The sequence below is a fragment of the Nemorincola caseinilytica genome (assembly GCF_039540515.1).
Taxonomy (GTDB): Bacteria; Bacteroidota; Bacteroidia; order Chitinophagales; family Chitinophagaceae; genus Nemorincola; species Nemorincola caseinilytica.
Map to the genome: position 1 here is coordinate 249398 of NZ_BAABFA010000019.1, position 18631 is coordinate 268028.

18 protein-coding genes and 1 tRNA gene are annotated in these 18631 nt (G+C 49.4%); 13 read left to right on the top strand and 6 right to left on the bottom strand.

All coding sequences use genetic code 11. The features are described 5' to 3' along the window. The first annotated feature begins 248 nt into the window (after window positions 1-248). Both ABD843_RS13905 and ABD843_RS13910 read left to right on the top strand, forming a co-directional pair. Entirely contained in the window at window positions 249-1025 is a 777-nt protein-coding gene (locus tag ABD843_RS13905) for an acyl-CoA desaturase (protein WP_345084263.1), read from the top strand. A 129-nt stretch (window positions 1026-1154) separates the two neighbouring features. Further along, the gene (locus tag ABD843_RS13910) at window positions 1155-1805 is read left to right on the top strand and encodes an START domain-containing protein (protein WP_345084266.1); all 651 of its coding nucleotides are present in this window, start codon (window positions 1155-1157) and stop codon (window positions 1803-1805) included. A gap of 33 nt (window positions 1806-1838) precedes the next feature. Here the strand turns inward: ABD843_RS13910 and ABD843_RS13915 are convergent, their stop codons facing one another. Then, window positions 1839-2066 carry a hypothetical protein gene (locus ABD843_RS13915; protein ID WP_345084269.1) on the bottom strand — a complete coding sequence of 76 codons (228 nt, stop codon included), beginning with the start codon at window positions 2064-2066 and terminating at the stop codon, window positions 1839-1841. Between the two features lie 143 nt (window positions 2067-2209). Next, window positions 2210-2734, bottom strand: coding sequence for a hypothetical protein (locus ABD843_RS13920; RefSeq protein WP_345084272.1), 525 nt, complete (start codon window positions 2732-2734; stop codon window positions 2210-2212). A 33-nt stretch (window positions 2735-2767) separates the two neighbouring features. Between ABD843_RS13920 and ABD843_RS13925 the strand changes: the two genes are divergently transcribed. The 6 genes from ABD843_RS13925 to ABD843_RS13945 all read left to right on the top strand — a co-directional run bounded on the left by ABD843_RS13925 (window position 2768) and on the right by ABD843_RS13945 (window position 5379). Further along, the gene (locus tag ABD843_RS13925) at window positions 2768-3091 is read left to right on the top strand and encodes a JAB domain-containing protein (protein WP_345084275.1); all 324 of its coding nucleotides are present in this window, start codon (window positions 2768-2770) and stop codon (window positions 3089-3091) included. 24 nt (window positions 3092-3115) lie between these two features. Next, on the top strand, window positions 3116-3478 hold the full coding sequence (locus ABD843_RS13930) for a DNA cytosine methyltransferase (RefSeq protein WP_345084278.1): 363 nt from the start codon (window positions 3116-3118) through the stop codon (window positions 3476-3478). 40 nt (window positions 3479-3518) lie between these two features. Continuing rightward, the gene (locus ABD843_RS13935) at window positions 3519-4070 is read left to right on the top strand and encodes a hypothetical protein (RefSeq protein ID WP_345084281.1); all 552 of its coding nucleotides are present in this window, start codon (window positions 3519-3521) and stop codon (window positions 4068-4070) included. A gap of 300 nt (window positions 4071-4370) precedes the next feature. Continuing rightward, window positions 4371-4556: a hypothetical protein gene (locus ABD843_RS13940; RefSeq protein ID WP_345084284.1), complete on the top strand. Its 186-nt coding sequence runs from the start codon at window positions 4371-4373 to the stop codon at window positions 4554-4556. A gap of 50 nt (window positions 4557-4606) precedes the next feature. Beyond that, a complete protein-coding gene (locus ABD843_RS16440; protein WP_425575756.1) occupies window positions 4607-4801 on the top strand; it encodes an ArdC-like ssDNA-binding domain-containing protein in 195 nt (64 codons plus the stop codon). Beyond that, window positions 4780-5379: an SMODS domain-containing nucleotidyltransferase gene (locus ABD843_RS13945; protein WP_345084287.1), complete on the top strand. Its 600-nt coding sequence runs from the start codon at window positions 4780-4782 to the stop codon at window positions 5377-5379. Before ABD843_RS16440 ends, ABD843_RS13945 begins: the two co-directional genes overlap by 22 nt. Before the next feature lie 175 nt (window positions 5380-5554). On the opposite strand, the gene ABD843_RS13950 is transcribed toward ABD843_RS13945, so the two are convergent. Next, a tRNA-Phe gene (locus tag ABD843_RS13950) sits at window positions 5555-5630 on the bottom strand. A 251-nt stretch (window positions 5631-5881) separates the two neighbouring features. Between ABD843_RS13950 and ABD843_RS13955 the strand changes: the two genes are divergently transcribed. The 5 genes from ABD843_RS13955 to ABD843_RS13975 all read left to right on the top strand — a co-directional run bounded on the left by ABD843_RS13955 (window position 5882) and on the right by ABD843_RS13975 (window position 11767). Continuing rightward, on the top strand, window positions 5882-7921 hold the full coding sequence (locus tag ABD843_RS13955) for a BatD family protein (RefSeq protein WP_345084290.1): 2040 nt from the start codon (window positions 5882-5884) through the stop codon (window positions 7919-7921). Further along, window positions 7918-8667: a tetratricopeptide repeat protein gene (locus ABD843_RS13960; protein ID WP_345084293.1), complete on the top strand. Its 750-nt coding sequence runs from the start codon at window positions 7918-7920 to the stop codon at window positions 8665-8667. The genes ABD843_RS13955 and ABD843_RS13960 overlap by 4 nt, the downstream gene beginning before the upstream one ends. A gap of 81 nt (window positions 8668-8748) precedes the next feature. Next, window positions 8749-8982 carry a hypothetical protein gene (locus ABD843_RS13965; RefSeq protein ID WP_345084296.1) on the top strand — a complete coding sequence of 78 codons (234 nt, stop codon included), beginning with the start codon at window positions 8749-8751 and terminating at the stop codon, window positions 8980-8982. Next, on the top strand, window positions 8979-9239 hold the full coding sequence (locus ABD843_RS13970) for a Txe/YoeB family addiction module toxin (RefSeq protein WP_345084299.1): 261 nt from the start codon (window positions 8979-8981) through the stop codon (window positions 9237-9239). The genes ABD843_RS13965 and ABD843_RS13970 overlap by 4 nt, the downstream gene beginning before the upstream one ends. A 188-nt stretch (window positions 9240-9427) precedes the next feature. Further along, the gene (locus ABD843_RS13975; protein WP_345084302.1) at window positions 9428-11767 is read left to right on the top strand and encodes a TonB-dependent receptor; all 2340 of its coding nucleotides are present in this window, start codon (window positions 9428-9430) and stop codon (window positions 11765-11767) included. A gap of 84 nt (window positions 11768-11851) precedes the next feature. On the opposite strand, the gene ABD843_RS13980 is transcribed toward ABD843_RS13975, so the two are convergent. Genes ABD843_RS13980 through ABD843_RS13990 form a run of 3 tightly spaced genes read right to left on the bottom strand, consistent with a single transcriptional unit; the run spans window position 11852 to window position 18618 of the window. After that, window positions 11852-14095: a DUF4838 domain-containing protein gene (locus tag ABD843_RS13980; RefSeq protein ID WP_345084305.1), complete on the bottom strand. Its 2244-nt coding sequence runs from the start codon at window positions 14093-14095 to the stop codon at window positions 11852-11854. A 13-nt stretch (window positions 14096-14108) separates the two neighbouring features. Next, a complete protein-coding gene (locus ABD843_RS13985) occupies window positions 14109-17027 on the bottom strand; it encodes a tetratricopeptide repeat protein (protein ID WP_345084308.1) in 2919 nt (972 codons plus the stop codon). 25 nt (window positions 17028-17052) lie between these two features. After that, on the bottom strand, window positions 17053-18618 hold the full coding sequence (locus tag ABD843_RS13990; protein ID WP_345084311.1) for a glycosyltransferase family 2 protein: 1566 nt from the start codon (window positions 18616-18618) through the stop codon (window positions 17053-17055). Window positions 18619-18631 lie beyond the last annotated feature (13 nt).

Below are 18631 nucleotides of genomic sequence, written 5' to 3' on the forward strand. Positions count from 1 at the left end.
CAGAAAAGTTTACGTTCACAACACTTCAAACACACTCATTCAAAAGAATGAGTGTGTTTCTTTCTACACAATTGGATTTTCCTTAACCTTGATTTAGCTAATTTTACTATCGTTACAAGCAGTAACACTCAAGACACGATTTTCCATTCTTTGCGGTCCTTTGCTCATTCTTCCTATCAATGCAAGGCCATTCATAAAATGTACTTCCTTTCTTGAAATTTTCTTCACTCCTTCAAAAAAGGTTAAGTATGTCTATTGTCATTTTGTTTATTACCGTATGGTATTTGTCACTTTTTGCCCAAACCTTCTTCCATCATCGTTATGCTTCACACGGGGCATTTACCATGAGCAAAGGTTGGGAGCGTTTTTTCTTCATTTTCACTTACATTACACAAGGTCCCCACTACATGAGTCCTCGAGCATATGCCATTATGCACCGCCTGCATCATGCCCATACCGATACAGAGCTTGACCCTCACTCTCCTGCTTTCTCCTCTAACCTGCTAAGTATGATGCTGCGTACACGTCGTTTTTACTGCGATGTGGTAGAGGGTAAGCTGCAGGTTGAGAAACGCTTTATGAAAAACCTGCCTGAATGGAAAGGTTTTGATAAATGGGCCAATTCTACGCCCTCACGTATACTTTGGAGTGTTGCATATCTTACATTCTTCTTCATCTTCGCCACTAGCTGGTGGATGTATCTCCTGCTTCCGGTGTTATTGGCCCTTGGCGCTTTCCATGGCGCGCTTATCAATTGGTTTGCTCATAAATATGGCTATATCAATTTCAGGCTAAAGAACACTTCTCGCAACTTGCTTTTTATAGATGTGCTTATGCTTGGTGAATCTTATCACAACAATCATCACAAACGTCCTTCAGCCGTCAATTTTGGCAAGCGCTGGCACGAGATAGACCCTGTGTATCCGATTATTCGCCTTATGGTTTGGATGCGCATCATAAAATTGTCGAAACTCTCGGTAGCGCCTGCTGAAAATATTGTCCACCTACATACTGATAAGCACTAACATGATCACAGCAGCTATAATAATCTTCATCTGTAAGTACCTGCGCAAGCGCGGATATAACCTTACATTCAGCCTTAAGCCGGTGAAAATCTCATTGCTAAGAAGAGCAGAACTCTAAAAATAAAAAATATGCATTTATATAAAAGCTTGCAGCGTACAACTCAGGTTGCTTGCAAAAAAGTAAACCTGTTGATATTCCTTTTGTCGTTATCATGTTACCCAGCCTTGGCAAATGAATGGCAGCTAAAGAAAAGCGGCTCAGGCATCAACATTTATACTAAAAGCCAACAGGCTTCGGAAGTAAAAGTCCTGAAAGCAGAATTCGAAGCCGATGGGACTGTGAAGCAATTGGCTAACTTACTTGCCGATGTAGACAAACAGAAGAACTGGGTATATAGCACTAATTCTACCAGATTGATAAAACGGCTGAATGATAATGAGCTTATATACTATACTGAGAAAGCAATGCCTTGGCCCCTTAGCCATCGGGATGTTGTAATGCAGATGAAATGGATGGTGGATACCATTGTGGGCACATTGACCATGAATGCCCACAGCATTGAAAATTCAATTCCTCCCCCAAAAGGAATGGTAAGGGTGCCTGTTTCGAAAGTCGTCTGGAAGGTATCAACTATAAAGCCCGGCACAATAAGAGTTGAATATTTTGCAGAAGCAGATCCTGGCGGAGTAATACCCGCATGGGTAACAAATATCTTTTTGACAAAAGGGCCGTATGAAACTTTCTTAAACTTACGAAAGCAACTTGTCAACTATAATTAATGCCACATATTATGACGCAGAAGACTAACAGAATTAAAAGTCGTACTCAATCTTGTCAGAAGTCTCCTCCAGATCAAGAGTGAATTCATAGTCGGCGTTGGGCATAAGCATTTGAACCAAATCGCCCCCATCAACTTGAGCAATTAAGCCATCATTATCAAAAATGTAATAAATATCTGTACCGTGTGTATGCCTCACTAAAGTTGCATTCTTAATTTTCTCTCTTAATTTTTCGAGATTTTGGCCGCCGTTTTCTGACATTAAATAGATTTTGACCGATTATATGAATGTTCTGAACCTAAATTTAGATAATTCTATCTAAAGTCGACAAAGCCAATTAGTAGTTCGGCATTGGGTGTTTTACCCGCTGTTACCCGCATCAACTCAGCGATCTTTTTTATGCCTCATTTTATTGAACAGCGGAATCCAATTTCATCAAAATAATGCTGCATAAAATTTCTTATTTCCTCCTTCTGCGATTGTTTTACACGTAAAGCATCATGAACGGTAAATATCTCGTAGCCTTTATTTATAAGAAAAGGTAGTAGGCCATCTATCATTATCTCCGCTTCTTTTCTCTGTAACAGGTTTGAGAACATCTTATAGCCATACTGCTGTTTGTAGGTATCAACCCACTGCATGAATTTCGGAAATAGCTTTCTTAGGTTCTCAAATTCTGTTGTTGTTTTAGCCTTGTCAAAGGCTACACGGAACATAAGTTGTTTACCTCCTTTGGGCTCAAGACCTAATTGCTGTTCTATGTATTGGTACAAGGTGCCGTTTTGAGCATGATATTTGAAGCTATCATCGATATCACCGTTTATATACGCCGCAATAGCAAACTGAGCATTAGCTATATCCAGCTCAGCAAGATGTTCACTATCGAAAGTTAGTTTGGTACTTGGGATAAGAACAAGCTCAACCTTCAAGAACAATTTAAAATCCTTCTTTTAGATACCGACATGTCATGTCTAGGTGTTTCGCTTATTTGTTCTGGTGGCATTGCCGCCTGCGGCGTTGATAAAAGGCTGGTCTTTGCCTTGGCGTTAAAGGCTAAAGCAACAAAGCTCGTGTTGGCTCACAATCACCCAAGCGGCAACTTGAAGCCAAGCCAATCCGACATCGAGATAACGCAGGACTTTAACCGCGCAGGCGAAATCCTGAACATCAATATTCTCGACCATCTAATCATTACCAACGACAGCTACACATCATTAATGGATGAAGGTCTTTGTACAGGCTCACCCATTCACCTGCACGACAGCAAAGCCATTAGCTGCCTCTAAGTAACAATCCCACGGAGAAAATGAATGAAGCACGGAAGCTTGTTTTCCGGAGGCGGCGGCTTTGACCTTGCCGCTGAAATGGTCGGCTGGACGAATATCTTTCATTGCGAGAAAGACCAATTCTGCCAACGCGTCCTTAAATACTACTGGCCCAATGCCGCAACCCATACCGACATAAAGGAGTTCAACGGTGAAACTTATGCAGGACAAATCGACGTACTCACAGGGGGATTTCCTTGCCAGCCATTCAGTACAGCCGGCAAGCGCCGCGGCACGAAAGATGACCGTTATCTCTGGCCGGAAATGCTTAGAGTTATTGGAAAGATCAAGCCACGCTGGGTCATTGGCGAAAACGTTTACGGCATTGTTAATTGGAGGCATTGTTAATTGGAGCGACGGACTGGTATTCCGTCAGGTCTTACTTGACATGGAAGCTCAAGGTTACAACGTCTGGCCTTATGTACTGCCAGCTGCAGGTATCAACGCCCCGCACCAGCGCGACCGCGTTTGGTTCGTGGCCAGAAGACGCAACAACGCAAGCCCAGTACCTTCAGAAAACTTGGCTCAGGCTGGCGCCCACCCCGATAGCGATAGATGCAACAGGCTTCACGGCAAACGTAAAAAGCTCGCAAACGAAAGCCGGGAAAATGCACAGCATGACGTTAAGCCGCTGGGTATCTCTATTGCCGACCCCGACAGCAAGAGACTGGAAAGGCGCAAGAACGCCCGAAACGCTAAAGCGCATTGGCAGAAGCACATCGAACAGCTTGCCGGATTTTATCCGCTCGGAAATTGGCGCGACTGGCAAACTCAATCCCCGGTTTGTGGCGGAGATGATGGGCTTCCCCTTCAACTGGACGGAATTACCTTTTCAAAGTGGCGAATGAACTCCATCAAGATGTACGGCAATGCAATAGTGCCACAGGTAGCCTATCGAATATTCAGAGCCATCAAGGATTTTGAAGAACACCACATATAACCTGAACTGAAATAGCCTGCTTCCTATCGAATATTCAGAGCCATCAAGGATTTTGAAGAACACCACATATAACCTGAACTGAAATAGCCTGCTTCCTTTCATTGTCATCAGCAATCCCCTTGTGCCGATGAAATACCAAGCGGGCAAGTCTAACCCCTCGCATCCACAGTTACTTCCTGCATCAAGAAGAAAATCGGCTCCCCCTAAAGGTTGCCCCCAATTTTCTTCTTGACGCCGTAACTGTTCCTGCGTGGCCGGGGTATGCCCGCAAGGGTGATTTCAACAAAAGGAGAAATAAACATGACAACAACAGAAAAGAAAAAACCTGACTTCTTCGTATTCAAGCAAGTGGACGGAAAATCGCAAATCGTTGGCTCTGGCTTTAAGCATCGCAACGGAAAAAGCATCAACCTTTATATTGGCGACCTCAAGTGCGTCATTCATCCGGCAAAGGCTCAACCCGTTCAGGAAGGGGAAAGCGGTTAATCCGCTTCCTACAACTCCTCTCCAAAATCATTTCCTGAAAGGTAACTGACATGAGCCAACAACAAGACGTTTATACCCGCATTACAAACAAGATCATTGAAGACCTGGAGAAAGGTGAACTTACATGGCGTAAACCTTGGAGCAGCGACAACCTTGCTAATAATATTGTCCGACCGCTTCGCTGGAATGACAAGCCTTACAGCGGCATTAATACAATTATCCTTTGGGCGAACAATCGGACATAGACATACTTATAGAATTCAACACAAAAGACTATAAAAAGCTGAAGCCCGAAAGTTATCGTACTCAACTGCTCAAATTTGCTGACCAAACCTATCGTAAGTCTGTTGTCGGCAAAGATCATCCCTCTATCGTGATAGAACTCAATTTTATCAAGTTCGACCTCGTGCCATGCATTTTCGACAAGGGGTTTTTCTACGATAGCATAGAAATACCCGATAAAAGCGGAGGTTGGATGGAAACAGAACCAGACGAATTCAACAAAACGCTCACGAAAGCAAACCAAAAGTACAATTCCGTGGTTAAGCCGATTATCCGCCTATTGAAGTACTGGAACGCATGCAATTCTTATCCTTATGCATCCTATGATTTGGAAACGAAAATCGCGGACATGAACTTTAATAATGACAACCAGGAAAGCGGTCTTTTATATGCAATAGATAAACTTTCAACAAGCAACTTGCCATCATGGGCGTCGAATAAAGTAAATACGCTAAAAGCAAATGCTGAAAACTTAGATAGCTATTTGGATAAAGGAGATGTAGCTAAAGCCGATAAAGCACTTTCAAAAATACTACCCTGAAATTAAATATACCGCGACTGAGACTAAAATGAGGTGCATGCAATGTTTCAACAAACCGCCATAAAACAGCACATATTTTTAGGACTTAGAAATTTACCACAGCGCATTGTTTGACCTATGTTTGACCTGAAAAGAAAAACGACTTGTGATTTTTGTCACAAGTCGTTGATTTTCTTGGTGGTGTGGGAGGGAATTGAACCCCCGACACAAGGATTTTCAGTCCTTTGCTCTACCAACTGAGCTACCACACCGTTTCCCTGATGGGAGCGCAAAGATAACAGGCGGGTATCGAATTTCAAAATAAATTCTCAAAGCCTTTCTTACGCCTCTTTCCAGGCGTTCTGCATAGTGTGTGCCGGCGTGTCGCAGGGGCACACCGGTGTGCCACATGTGTACACCTACGGCCCGCTTTGCAACACATACGTCTTCTTTTTAACGTAGCTTTAACCCCCTTCTTTCTTCCATCCATGGGCATACGGATTATTTTTGTAGCCGTCTCAAAATGAAACGCATTATACATAATATGTGGCGTTGTTGCTTTGTATTGCTCTTGCTTACAGGTAGCTGCTATATGGTGTATGCACAGAATGTGGTATTCACAGCTGTGGCCGGCGCTACCAAAATGGGTATAAGAGACCAGGTAAATGTGCAATACACCATACGCGATGCACAGGATCTGCGTACCGTCACCAATCCTTCGGACGCAGACTTTGTGATAGTAGGTGGCCCATACCAGTCTCAAAGCTCCAATACCTCTATATCGGGCAACAGGGTGGTGACCTCGCAGGCCCTTACGCTCACCTACACACTACAGCCACGCAGAGAGGGCACCTTTACCATACCGCCTATAGTGGCCAAGGATGGCGCAGGGCATTCTTATCAGTCCAATTCGGTGACCATACAGGTGGTGGCTGGCTCTCTGGCCCAGCAGCGCCCACAGCAGCGTGGCGGTTTCGACCCCTTCTCTGATGGCGATGATGATATAACCGCCATGATGCGCCAGATGCAACAAATGCAGCAGATGCACATGCAGCAGCTACAGCAGCGGGCACAGGCCGCAAGAGGCCAGCAGCCACAGCAGCAACCCCAGGCTCAGGCCGATGCCGACCCTCCTGTGAATGATGCCGAGATAAAGAAGGACCTCTTCATAAAGGTGACCGCCGACAAGAGCAAGGTGCGCCTGGGCGAGCAAGTGACCATAAGCTACAAGCTGTATTCGCGTGTGCCTATGCAGGTATCTATATCCAAGCTGCCTACGCTGAACGGCTTCTGGGCACAGGACTTCGACATACCCAAGCAGGCCAAGCCTACCGAGGAGGTTGTGAATGGCAAGAAGTTCCAGGTATTCCTGCTGAAGAAATCGGCCCTGTTCCCTACACAGGCCGGTACGCTGGAACTGGACCCTGCCGAGGCAAAGGGTATGGCGCGTGTGGTGCAGCAGGTGCGCCGCAAGATGTCCGACCTCTTCGACCCATTTGGTGCCGGTACGCTGATGATGGATGATCCATACTTCAACAATACCTACTACAATACCATGGTGTATAAGGATGTGCCTGTACACCTGCAGAGCGCACCTGTGAAGATAGAAGTAGCACCCCTGCCCGACAAGAACAAGCCGGAGAGCTTCAGCGGTGCGGTGGGCAATTTCTCCATAACCGGGAAGATAGACAAGCGCACACTTACCACCGACGATGTGGCCACTTATACACTGGATATAAATGGTAACGGCAACCTGAAACTGATAGAGGCGCCGCGCCCTACCCTGCCCAATGGCCTCACCACCTACGACCCTGTGATAATAGATACCATCACAGGGCGCAGTACTACTATATCGGGCTCCAAGATAGTTACCTATGTCATCACCCCGCAAACACCGGGCGACTATACCATACCCCCCGTGACGCTATCCTATTTCGATCCGCAAACGGGTAGCTATACTACCGTGCAGACCAACGAAGTGAAACTGCAGGTAAAACCCGGCAAGAACTACATGAGCCGCAAGCCTGATAACAACGTAAGCAGCTACAAAGACATACACGACATACTGAAACAAACTCCGCCGGAACTGACCTTCGATAGCGGCCCCATTATGCACAAGCCCGGGTATTGGTCGCTCTATGTGCTGCCTATGGCCCTGCTGGCAGGCTATGTGGTATGGCGCCGCAGGGACGAGGAGCTATCGCGCGATACGGTGGCCCTGCGCAAGAAACGCGCCAATAAGGTGGCCTTTCAGCGCCTGGCCACTACACGCACCCTGCTGCAACAGAAGGACAAAAAACCATTCTACGAAGAGATATCTAAGGCCATATGGCTCTACCTTAGCGATAAGCTGTCCATACCACTCTCGGCCCTATCGAGGGAAACGGCCACAGAGGCCATGAACAGCCGCAAGGTACCTGACGATGTACAGAAGAGGCTGGAGCATGTGATAACAGAATGCGAGACATCGCTCTATGCCAGCGGTGGGCTTCGCACCATGAACGATACCTACGAAGATGCCGTAAAAGTGATAAGCGACCTGGAAGATATATTCAAAGCATGAACCGTATAGCAGCCATATTAGCCCTTGTGATGCTGTCGCTGCACGGCATGGCCGCCGACTGGCAGGCCCACTGGAAGAAGGCCACCGGCTACTACATACAAAAGCAGTACGACAGCGCGGCCTGGTACTACGAGCAGGTAGCGGCCCTGCATCCGCACAATGCCGAAGTATACTACAACCTGGGCAATACCTACTACCGCCTGAACAAGATAGCACCCGCCGTGCTGAACTATGAGCGTGCCCTGCATGTGGACCCCGGCCACCGCGATGCGCACGACAATCTCACCATCACACAGGCGCGCATCAGTCACCAGGTAGCGCCGGCAGAAGATATATTTTTCGTAACATGGTGGCGTGGCCTCACCGCCCACACCATGGCAGGTACATGGGCCGCTGTAGCGCTCATAGCCTTCCTTATGGCGCTGGGTATATACTGGGCTCGCCGTTACACACAGGGCGGCGGACGGCTACCCATGCAGCTACCCGGCATACTGGGCTTCGTCAGCGCATGTGCCATCATCTTTGGCCTGGTGGCCGCTGCCAATAGTGTGAACCCGCGCAAGGCAGTTGTCTTTGAGCAGGACACCCCGCTCATGAACGCCCAGCAGATAAAGGGCAAACCCGCCGCCCTGCTGCCCGAGGGCACCACAGTACGCATAATAACCGATGGCGGCAACTGGCTGGAAGTAGCCCTGCCCGACAACCGCACCGGCTGGGTACAGGCCAGCCAGGTGATGAAGGTGTGAGATGTGTTGAACCATACGGTTCCGACAGCGTTTTTCAGGTCATATAGGCGGCAATTATTTATCTTTACAAAAAAGTACCCTATGGATGCGTTGATAAAAATTAAGGTCTCTGAGTTGAATACTGCTTTCCTGGAAAAGCTAAGAGCGCTTTTCAAAGGAAATGATGATGCTGAGTTGACCATATCTTTCAATGAGTATTCGCGGAACTATATGGAAACATTGAATCGCTCCAAGGCAGACCTTGAACAACGCAATGGACTCGTTTCCTTTACTATCGATGAACTGGAAGCCTTTTCAAACAAAAAGTCTGCATGAGAAGGGTGACATTCACTCCTGATGCATTCAGAGAATATAATGAATGGATGGAGGCCGACCCTGAGATCATACAAAAGATCATACTGCTACTGCGAAACATTCAGAATACCCCCTTTACCGGTCTGGGTAAACCCGAACCGCTTAAAGGTGCTTTTTCAGGGTATTGGAGCAGGCGCATCACTCACGAGCACAGGCTCATTTACAAGATCACGAACACCGATATAGAGATAATAAAGTGCAGGGGCCATTACCAGTAGCCCTTCCCGACAACTTCACCATCTGGGAATAAGTACTACCTCAGAGCTGCATACTCCATCATATTACTCCTTGTTTTTTAACCCGAGAGCCATATTGCTTAAAAACGATCTGTTAATTTTTATACTACGCTGCCGGAAACATTGCCAGAATATAGGTTAGCTTACTTTTGCACCACAATTTTCCACACATGCGTTCCCTGCTCTCCCTGTTCTTTGTTTTTCTTTCCACCATAGTATTGGCCCAGCAAAAAGTATCGCTCAGCGGCTATATGCGCGATGCCGCCACGGGCGAGTCGCTCATAGCCGGTACCGTATACATCAAGGGTGCCGACCAGGGTGCCACTACCAACAATTATGGCTTCTACTCTGTTACTGTGCCTGCGGGCAAGTACACCGTCATATACTCCTATGTGGGCTACGAGTCCATATCTATGGAGATGGACCTCAGCGCCAATAAGAAGTATAATGCCGAGCTCTCCAATGGTACCACCATGAAGGAGGTGAAAGTGACCGCCGGACGCAAGGACGAGAACGTGAAAAAGGCCGACATGGGCACCATAAGCCTGTCCATAGGCCGCATAAAGCAACTGCCCGTGCTCTTTGGCGAGGTAGATATACTGAAGACCCTGCAACTGCTGCCCGGTGTGCAGAGCGCAGGCGAGGGCAACTCGGGCTTCTATGTGCGCGGTGGCGGCCCCGACCAGAACCTGGTGCTGCTGGATGATGCCGTGGTATACAATACCGGCCACCTCTTCGGCTTCTTCTCGGTGTTCAATGGCGATGCCATAAAGGATGTGACCCTCATAAAGGGTGCGCCACCTGCCAACTATGGCGGCCGCCTGTCATCGGTGGTAGATGTATCTATGAAGGATGGCAACCTCAAAGAATACCATGCCGAGGGCGGTATAGGTCTCATAGCCTCACGCCTTACCATAGAGGGCCCTATCAAAAAAGAGAAAGGCTCCTTCATGGTATCGGGGCGCAGAACGTATATCGATGTGCTGGCGCGCCCTTTCTCCGACAGGCTGCAGAACACAGGCTACTACTTCTACGATGCTAACCTGAAGGCCAACTACATACTGGGCACCCGCGACAGGCTATACTTGAGCGGCTATACAGGTGTAGATAAATTCAAGTTCGCCAACTCGCGCGGCTCCTTCCAGGCCGATATACCCTGGGGCAATAACACCGCCACCCTGCGCTGGAACCACCAGTTCACCGATAAGCTCTTTGCCAATACCACCCTTGTATACAACGATTACGATTTCGCATCTACCTTCAGCCTCAGCACCTTCTCGGTAAAGCTGTCATCGGGGATAAGGGACTATAATGCCAAGACCGACTTCGACTATTATACATCTTTCAATCACCATATAAAGGCAGGCGCTGCATACACCTACCATACCTTCATACCCAACCAGGTATCGGGCCAGCTGGATACCATTACACTAGAGCCCAGCAATGCCTTTACCAAGTATGCACATGAGGGGGGTATATATATACTGGACGACTTTGACCCTACCGACTGGCTGAAGGTAAATGTAGGTCTGCGCTACTCTGCCTTCGGACAGATAGGCCCCTATACATCGCTGAAGATGGATGCAGCAGGCAATGTGACCGACAGTGCCAAGTACAAAAAGGGAGAACTGGTGAAGACCTATGGCGGCTGGGAGCCACGCCTGAACCTTCGCTTCGCCCTTACGGACAGGTCTTCTATAAAGGCCAGCTTTGCGCAGACCTACCAGTATATACACCTCGTTACCAACAATGGCTCTACCCTGCCTACCGATGTGTGGGCGCCCAGCACTGCCCTGGTGCAGCCGCAGAAGGCACGCCAGGTATCGGCAGGCTACTTCCACAACTTCCTCGACAACAAGCTGGAGACATCGGTAGAGGTATACTATAAGAATATGGAGAACCAGCTACAGTACCGCGAAGGCTATACGCCTAACTCTCTGCGCGATCCCGAGCTGGAGTATGTCTTCGGTAAGGGCGAAAGCTATGGCGCCGAGTTCTTCATCAATAAGACACAGGGCAAATTCACCGGCTGGATAGGCTACACACTGGCCTGGACCAACCAGACCTTCACACAACTGAACGGCGGCGAGACCTTCCCGCTGAAGTACGACCGCAGGCACAATATATCTGTTACCAGCAGCTACAACGTGAACAAAAAGTGGACACTCTCTGCCGTGTTCGTATTCGGCTCGGGCAATGCCGTTACGCTACCTACCGCCTACTACTTCATAGATGGCGAACTGGTGCAGCTCTACAGCAAGATAAATGCATACCGTATACCTGCCTATCACCGCCTGGACCTCTCTGCCACCTACACCCCGCAGCCAAAGAAGAAGCGCAAATGGGAAGGCAGCTGGGCATTCTCGGTATACAATGCATACAACCGCAAGAACCCTTACTTCCTTTATGTGGACAATTCGGGCAATGTGAACCAGGGCATAGATATAAAGGTGTACCAGGTATACATACTACCCATCATACCTGCCATCACCTACAACTTCAAGTTCTAAGCTAACGACATATAAAACGAAAAGGGGTCTCAACGCTGCTGAGACCCCTTTTCTATATCTCCATTGTGTAGTTGCTATCATGCATCACTGCACATATATCTCGTCGCAGGCTATCATAGGTTTCTTGTTCTCGCGGTGGCGCCATGCAGGCAGCGCAGGTATATTGGTGGCCGTTACTCTTACAAAGCGGGCCTTTGTCTTACCTTCTGCCATAAAGGGCGTTACTGCTACGGCATAGTGTTCCTCATCGGCAGGGGTGGCTATGGTGGCATATGGCCTGTAGGTAGCGCCATCATCCGACACCTCTACCACTATCTTCGATGGCAGGAATATCCAATGCCTCGGGTCGTCCAGGAAATGCATCTTTACGCCTGTCATGTTCCTGGCAGCACCCATATCTATGGTAGCCACCATATCGGTACCATAAAAGCCCAGCCAGTTGTAGCTGAAATCGTTATAACCCGGCGTACCGTCCGTAAGCGTACGCGTGCCCTTTGCGGGGTATTCCGGCACAAAGGGGTATTTCAGAGTTACTGCAGCGCCTGTGGCTATAGACGGTGTAACGCCTGCGGCAAATATGGCATCCCATTCGGCCTTATAGGCATCGGGACCTATTCCCCCTTCCGACAGCTCTGTCACCTTTGCTTTCTTGCAGTCAGCTACAAAGCGCGCTACTTTTTCTTTCAGCCCGGATTTTATTGTCCACACACCCTTGCTGTCTTTCTCAAATACGCCATACTTCTCTATACCGTAGAAACGTGTCTGCTGCAGCACCGTATATTCCAGCGGCAGCCATACCCGGGCCACGCGCTCTGCATATATGGGCTTTGTTTCTACCGCTGCGGCTGCAGCCTCCAGTATCTCGCTATAGGCGTTCAGCTTCTCGGGCGCCAGGTAGCTGTTCCATTCGTTCACAGGGTTACCATAGATGTCCAGCTTGCGTTTGCTGTCCTCCATATTGCCATGCAGTTGCCCTATATACTGCAGCAGGAATTTTGCCGCAGGCCCATAGTAGCCCTGCAGGAATTCCCCGGTCAGTTCTTTCACATCGGCCTTCTCATTGTTCAGCAGCCTCGCCTCCAGGTAGCAGCGCAGCTCGGCCCATTCGCCATAGGTATCGCCACTACCCTGCGCGAACACACCCTTTATTCCATTCTCCTTGTAGTACTGCATATTAGGCTGCAGGGTCAGGAAGTTGGGGAAAGGAGCAAGATAGTTGGTGAACTGTGTTATATAATCCCACACAAAGAGGTTCTTTGTAAGCGCGCCCCACTGTTTCACATCATTGCGAAAGGTAGCTGCCGTACCCTCTTGCGCCAGCGGCTTATCGCGGTAGGCATCTATATTGCTCAGGAAGATGTACACATTATCGCCGGGTTCCAGGCTCTTTGGCGCACGGTGCGTATAGCCATAGGCCAGTGTGGTGATGCGCTTGTCGGGAAACTGCTTCGCTACCCTGTTCACGAATTTTATGAGCGAGCCCGCATGTGTGCCCTGCTCATCGTCGGCGGCCTTGCACTGGCCGCATTCGCACCAGCCTATATCATCATTCGGGCTTACAGACCAGTACAGCGCATCGGGGTTAGCGGCCATACGCTTCCTCAGCTCGGCCACAGTAATGTTGAAGACCTCCTCATTGCTCAGACATAGCTGCGTGCCCTGCCTTACGCCCTTTACCAGTGCATAGTACTCCGGGTGCGCTTTGAAGTAAGTACCCACAGGCACCAGCTTATTGTAAGAGTGCCCCCACAGCCCCCACAGGTCTTCGAACTGCTGCAGCCTGTGCCATTCCAGGTACTCCACATCGCGCAGGGCCGGGTAGTATGTTTCGCGGTATACGAACAGGGGCCTGCTTTCGTCCTTCATATCGGCAGGTATCTTCAGCTTCTTTAGCCCGGGTACTACAGCAGGCACATCGGCAAATTTTCGTGCGCCTATATACTTTTCTATAAAGGCATATACACCATATATAAGTCCCCTGCCGCTGCCGCCACATATCACCAGGTCGTTGCCCATCATCTGCAGGCGATAGCTTTCATCGGGCAGCCGGCCCGGCACCAGTATACCTTCTTTTTTGGTGTTGCCTACATATATGGCATTGGCGGTGGTCTTGCGCGGCTCGTTCACTATGGCCAGCTGCATGCCCGTGGCACGCTTTATGTAGTCTTGCAACACTGTTGCAGAGCGCTGCTCCAGATTCGTAGGCTCGGCAGGTACAACTATGGAATAGGTAGAGGTACCGCCATCTATCAGGGTCACTTCCTGGGCGCTGCCGCTGCACGCGCTCACACCCACCAGCAGAAAAGCCAAGTGATATATAAGTTTCATTAGAGTATGTATACTAGAATTTCCTCAGCAAAGTAAGATAAATATCGTATTGGTTCCTGAAGCTCGTCTCGTTCGTCTTCATGTTGTACCAGCTCGCATTCACACCAAAGGTGGTACGATAGTGGAACTGCCTGCGGTAGCCCACGCCACACGTCACTGTCTGGTACTTCGCAAATCCGGTCAGGAAGTAGTTGGTACTGAAATCGTCCGGCACATTACCATAACCGGCAATGAAAGAGAAGTTCTCACTCCTGTTATCGCGCAGGTAATACCTGGCGGTAAATATGCCGGATAAATAGCTATCGTTGATGGTAGTATTGGTATTGGTGTCGTTATAGTTTATCTGCATATAGAACACTCTCATGTTCAGTAGGAAGTCGCCCACTTCCTTCGACAGGCCCACTACCGGAGATGTAGATGTGCTATTGTTCTGCAGTTGCAGGTAGCGCGCACCCAGCTCTACCGTATAGCCATTGCTCAGGGCTATATTGCCCGAGTACGCTAACCTAAGCCCCGGGAACACCAGTGATGTGGGGGAGTAGGCGATAGCCAGGTGAGAGAAGAACTTCTTGGAATGGTTGTAGTAGGTCTCCCCTTCGAACTGGTAACCCGTACCCGTGAGGCGGCCGGCATAGTTCATACGCAGGTACACCACCCCCTTTTTTATATAGCGCCCATACTGTACGGTGGCTATACTATTGATGATAGGTGGCAGGGTAGCCGCCTGTATTATCTTTGAATGCAGGTAGAACAAGCCTATCTCGTTCTTCAGCCTGCGGGCGTACAGCAGCGCTGCATAATCTACATAGCCCGGGCGCTGGCTCATCTTGGCCAGTGTATCGGCGGTACGCCATGCCTCCTCATACTTGCCCTGTGCCTCCAGTACCTCTGCCTTCCTGTGCAGGAAAAAATAGTTCTGCGGGAAGAATGCCCTGCCCCTGTTCAGCAGGGCTATAGCAGTATCGTACTGCTTCATGTCTATCTGCAGGTTTATGGTATGGTATAGCGGTATGGTGTCCTTGGGCGCCACCGATAGTGCCTCGTAGAACTCTACCAGTGCGCTGTCCTTATTGCTCTTTTCCAGGTACTCGCGGCCTGCGCCCAGGTGCTGCTCCATGTATGCCGCCCTGTAACGTATATTGTACGGGTATGCCTTGTATAATGGCCCCGATATCTCGTAGGCCGTCTTGTATTGCTTCGCATCGGCATACACCAGCGACTTGCGGAAAAGCAGGTCCTTGGAATCGGGATAATACCTCAGCCCCTGGTCCACATAGTACAATGCAGAGTCATAGTCCTTTATGGCACTCTCTACATTGATGATGTAGTTCAGCGCATCTATATTGTCGGGTTGTTTGTCCAGTACATCGCGCAGTACTTTCAGCGTATTGTAATAGTCGTCGTACTGCATGGCCTGCCTGCCTGCTGCCAGCGATTGCTCTATGAGGCTGGCCAGGTATTGCCTGTTCTCAGGGTGTGCCTCCAGCAGTTGTTTCGATATGGCCGCAGCATCGGCATAGCGCTGGTAGCCATCCAGCACCACCGCCTTCTTGAAGAGCAGGTGCTCATCATCGGGGTAAGAGGCCAGCGCCTCGTCTATAGTACGCAGGGCATCGTCATAGCGCTTCTGTATGGTATAGATGTTTATCAGGTAATTGGTAGCCGCTATATTGGCCCTGTCGTAAAAGAGTACCGACCGCAGCGCTACTATGGCGCTGTCGTACTCCATTTCGTTCATGTATTGTTTTGCAGCCAGGGTGCGCAGCTCCAGGAAGTTCGTCTTATTGAATTCGTTGGGGTTGTCCCTGAACATGGCCTCTGCTATCACCGATGCCGCACCATAGCGTTTCAGCTCTTCCAGTATGCCCAGCTTCCTTTTCAGCAGCTCAAAATCATTGGGCGATGATCTGAGTCCAAAATTCACCCACTGCAGTGCCAGCAATTCATTGCCACGGCTAAAGCATATGTTGATCATATAGTTCAGCGCGTCGCGATTAGATGGCTCACGATCCAGCACCGCCGCGAATAGCAGGTAGGGGTCGGTATTCATATAGAATTTGCCTGCCGCCATGCGTATATAGGTGTTCAGGCGTTGCACATCGGCATTGGTGGGGTATAGCTTTATCAGCTTCTCTACTACCTCTATCGCCTCTACATAGCGCGACATGGCCTCCAGTATGCCCACCTTCTTCATCAGGTATTCATAAGAGTTGGGGGTAGACTGCAGCGCCCTGTTCGTGAACTGCAGTGAGCTCTCGTAATTGCCCGACCGGAGGTCGAGCCCGAAGATGGCCGTAAGCGCCTCTTTGTTCAGCGGGTCTTGTTCCAGCACGGCCTCATAGGCTCGTTTTGCTATCTCTATATATCCCCTGTGCGAATATTGCCGTGCCACGGCCAGCTTATAGTCCAGATACACACTGCGAATGAAGGGGTCGGCAGAGAAACGGTCGAAGAGGTAATCGGCCAGGCGGTTGCTCTCCATCCAGTCGCCCATCTTCACATATATGTTCAGCTTCTTCAGCAGCAGGTCCCTGTCGTTGGGAAAATACTTCAGGCCCATATCGGCATACTCCAGTGCCTGCAAGTAGTTACACGCCAGGTCTTCCATGTTCACCAGGTATATGTAGGCATCGCGGTAGCGGGGGTTCTTGTTCAGCACATAGTTCAGCTCTGCACGGGCGCTGTCTATTTTCCCTGCCAGCGAGTAGGCATGGCCCAGCAGCAGGTGTATGTCCAGGTTCTTGGGCGATATGTCTATCGCCTTATTGCACATCACTATCGCCTTCTGGTAGTGCTTCAGCTCTATCTCCTTCTTCGCTTCGTTGTACAGGTTATCGGAAGACTCGATCATCTTGAGCCACTGCGCCTGCACGGGCAGCCCCACGAACATCAAGACCAATAATACCGGCAACAACCGTGTCACAAACTTCATTATATATACTCCTTTTACTTTTTTACTACTTCGTAGCGGCCATAGCGGCTGCATCTGTCTTCTTCTTGGTAGGCTGCATACCAAAGCCCTGCCGCTGCATATTGCCCCACACATGCTTACGCCCTGTCACAAAGTTGAAGTAACCCTTGATGGCAAAGAACATGATGAGCGGGTGATAGATGAAGGGCTCCAGGAAGGCCATCAGGCACAGGCCTATGGTCTCGCCCCACGTTTTATAATACTTGAAAGTGAGCTGGTCCCACAGCAGGGCCAGTGTAGTGATCATTACCGAATAGGTATAAACGAAAACGATAAGGATGATGGCGAACGGCCAGTTGATCTGCCCGGTGATGATGAGGTAGATATAGAACAATATACCCGTGAACTCTACTATAGGCGCCAGCAGCTCGTACAGAAAGTTGTAGGGGAATACTATAAGACCCAGCCTGCCGTAGCGGGGGTTGCCTATTATCTTCCTGTGTATGCTCATTATCTGCGCCAGTCCGCGTCCCCAGCGTGAGCGCTGGCGGCCGAACACCTTCAGGGTAGTAGGTCCTTCCGTCCAGCACAGGGTAAGGGGCACATAGCGTACAGAGTATTTCCTTTTGTTGTCCTTCATGAAGGCGCACATACGCGTCACCATGTCCATATCCTCGCCAAAGGATTTAGAGTCGTACCCGCCCGCTTTTACGGCTATCTCCTTATCGAACATACCCAACCCGCCCGATACGTTGGGTACGGCATTGATGAAATCCCATCCCATTTTACCCAGCATGTAGGCGCGTATATACTCCATCTCCTGAAAACGGGGTATGAGCCTGCGCGGCGGGCGCACGCGTATCATCAGGCCCTCGTCCACATCGCAGGAGTTCACCATGCGCAGTGTGGCTCCCGATGCTATGACACGCCTGTAATCCTCTTCTATATGCACATAGCCACACTCCTGGCAGGGTGCGCCCACCTCTTTCACCTTGGTGGTCTCCTCGTCCATGAAGGGCTTTATCAGCTTTATGAGGGTATCCTTGTCCAGTATACAGTCCACATCCGTACACAGGAAGTAGTCGTAAGAAGATATATTGATGCCCGCGTTCGATGCATCGGCCTTGCTCTTACCGTTCACCTTATCTACCACTACCAGCTTCTCATACGCCCTGTTCGTCGATTTGAATATCCTTTTTATAGGCTCGCAGTTCAGCTTCTCCCTGAAGGCATATTCCACATGCACCAGCTCATATTCATCTATCAGTTTCTCCAGCGTATCGTCGGTACTACCGTCGTTCACTATTATCACCTCGAACTTCGGGTAGTTGAACGTAAGCAGCGAGCGCACGTTCGATATGATGGTAACACCCTCGTTGAAGGCAGGCGCTATCACCGATATGCCCGGCGCTAGCGGCGACTCCACTATCACCTGGAAATCTACAGAGGCGTTCTTCTTCATGTACCGCTGTATGGATATCAGCGACATGATGGCCAGCATGGCATATGCCATCAGCAGCGATGTACCATATATGAACACCGCCGACTGGTAGAACACACCTACGGCATCCCAGAACGTACCACCAGAAAAGAGATCATAAAAAAGCTTCATACCTTATCCCTAC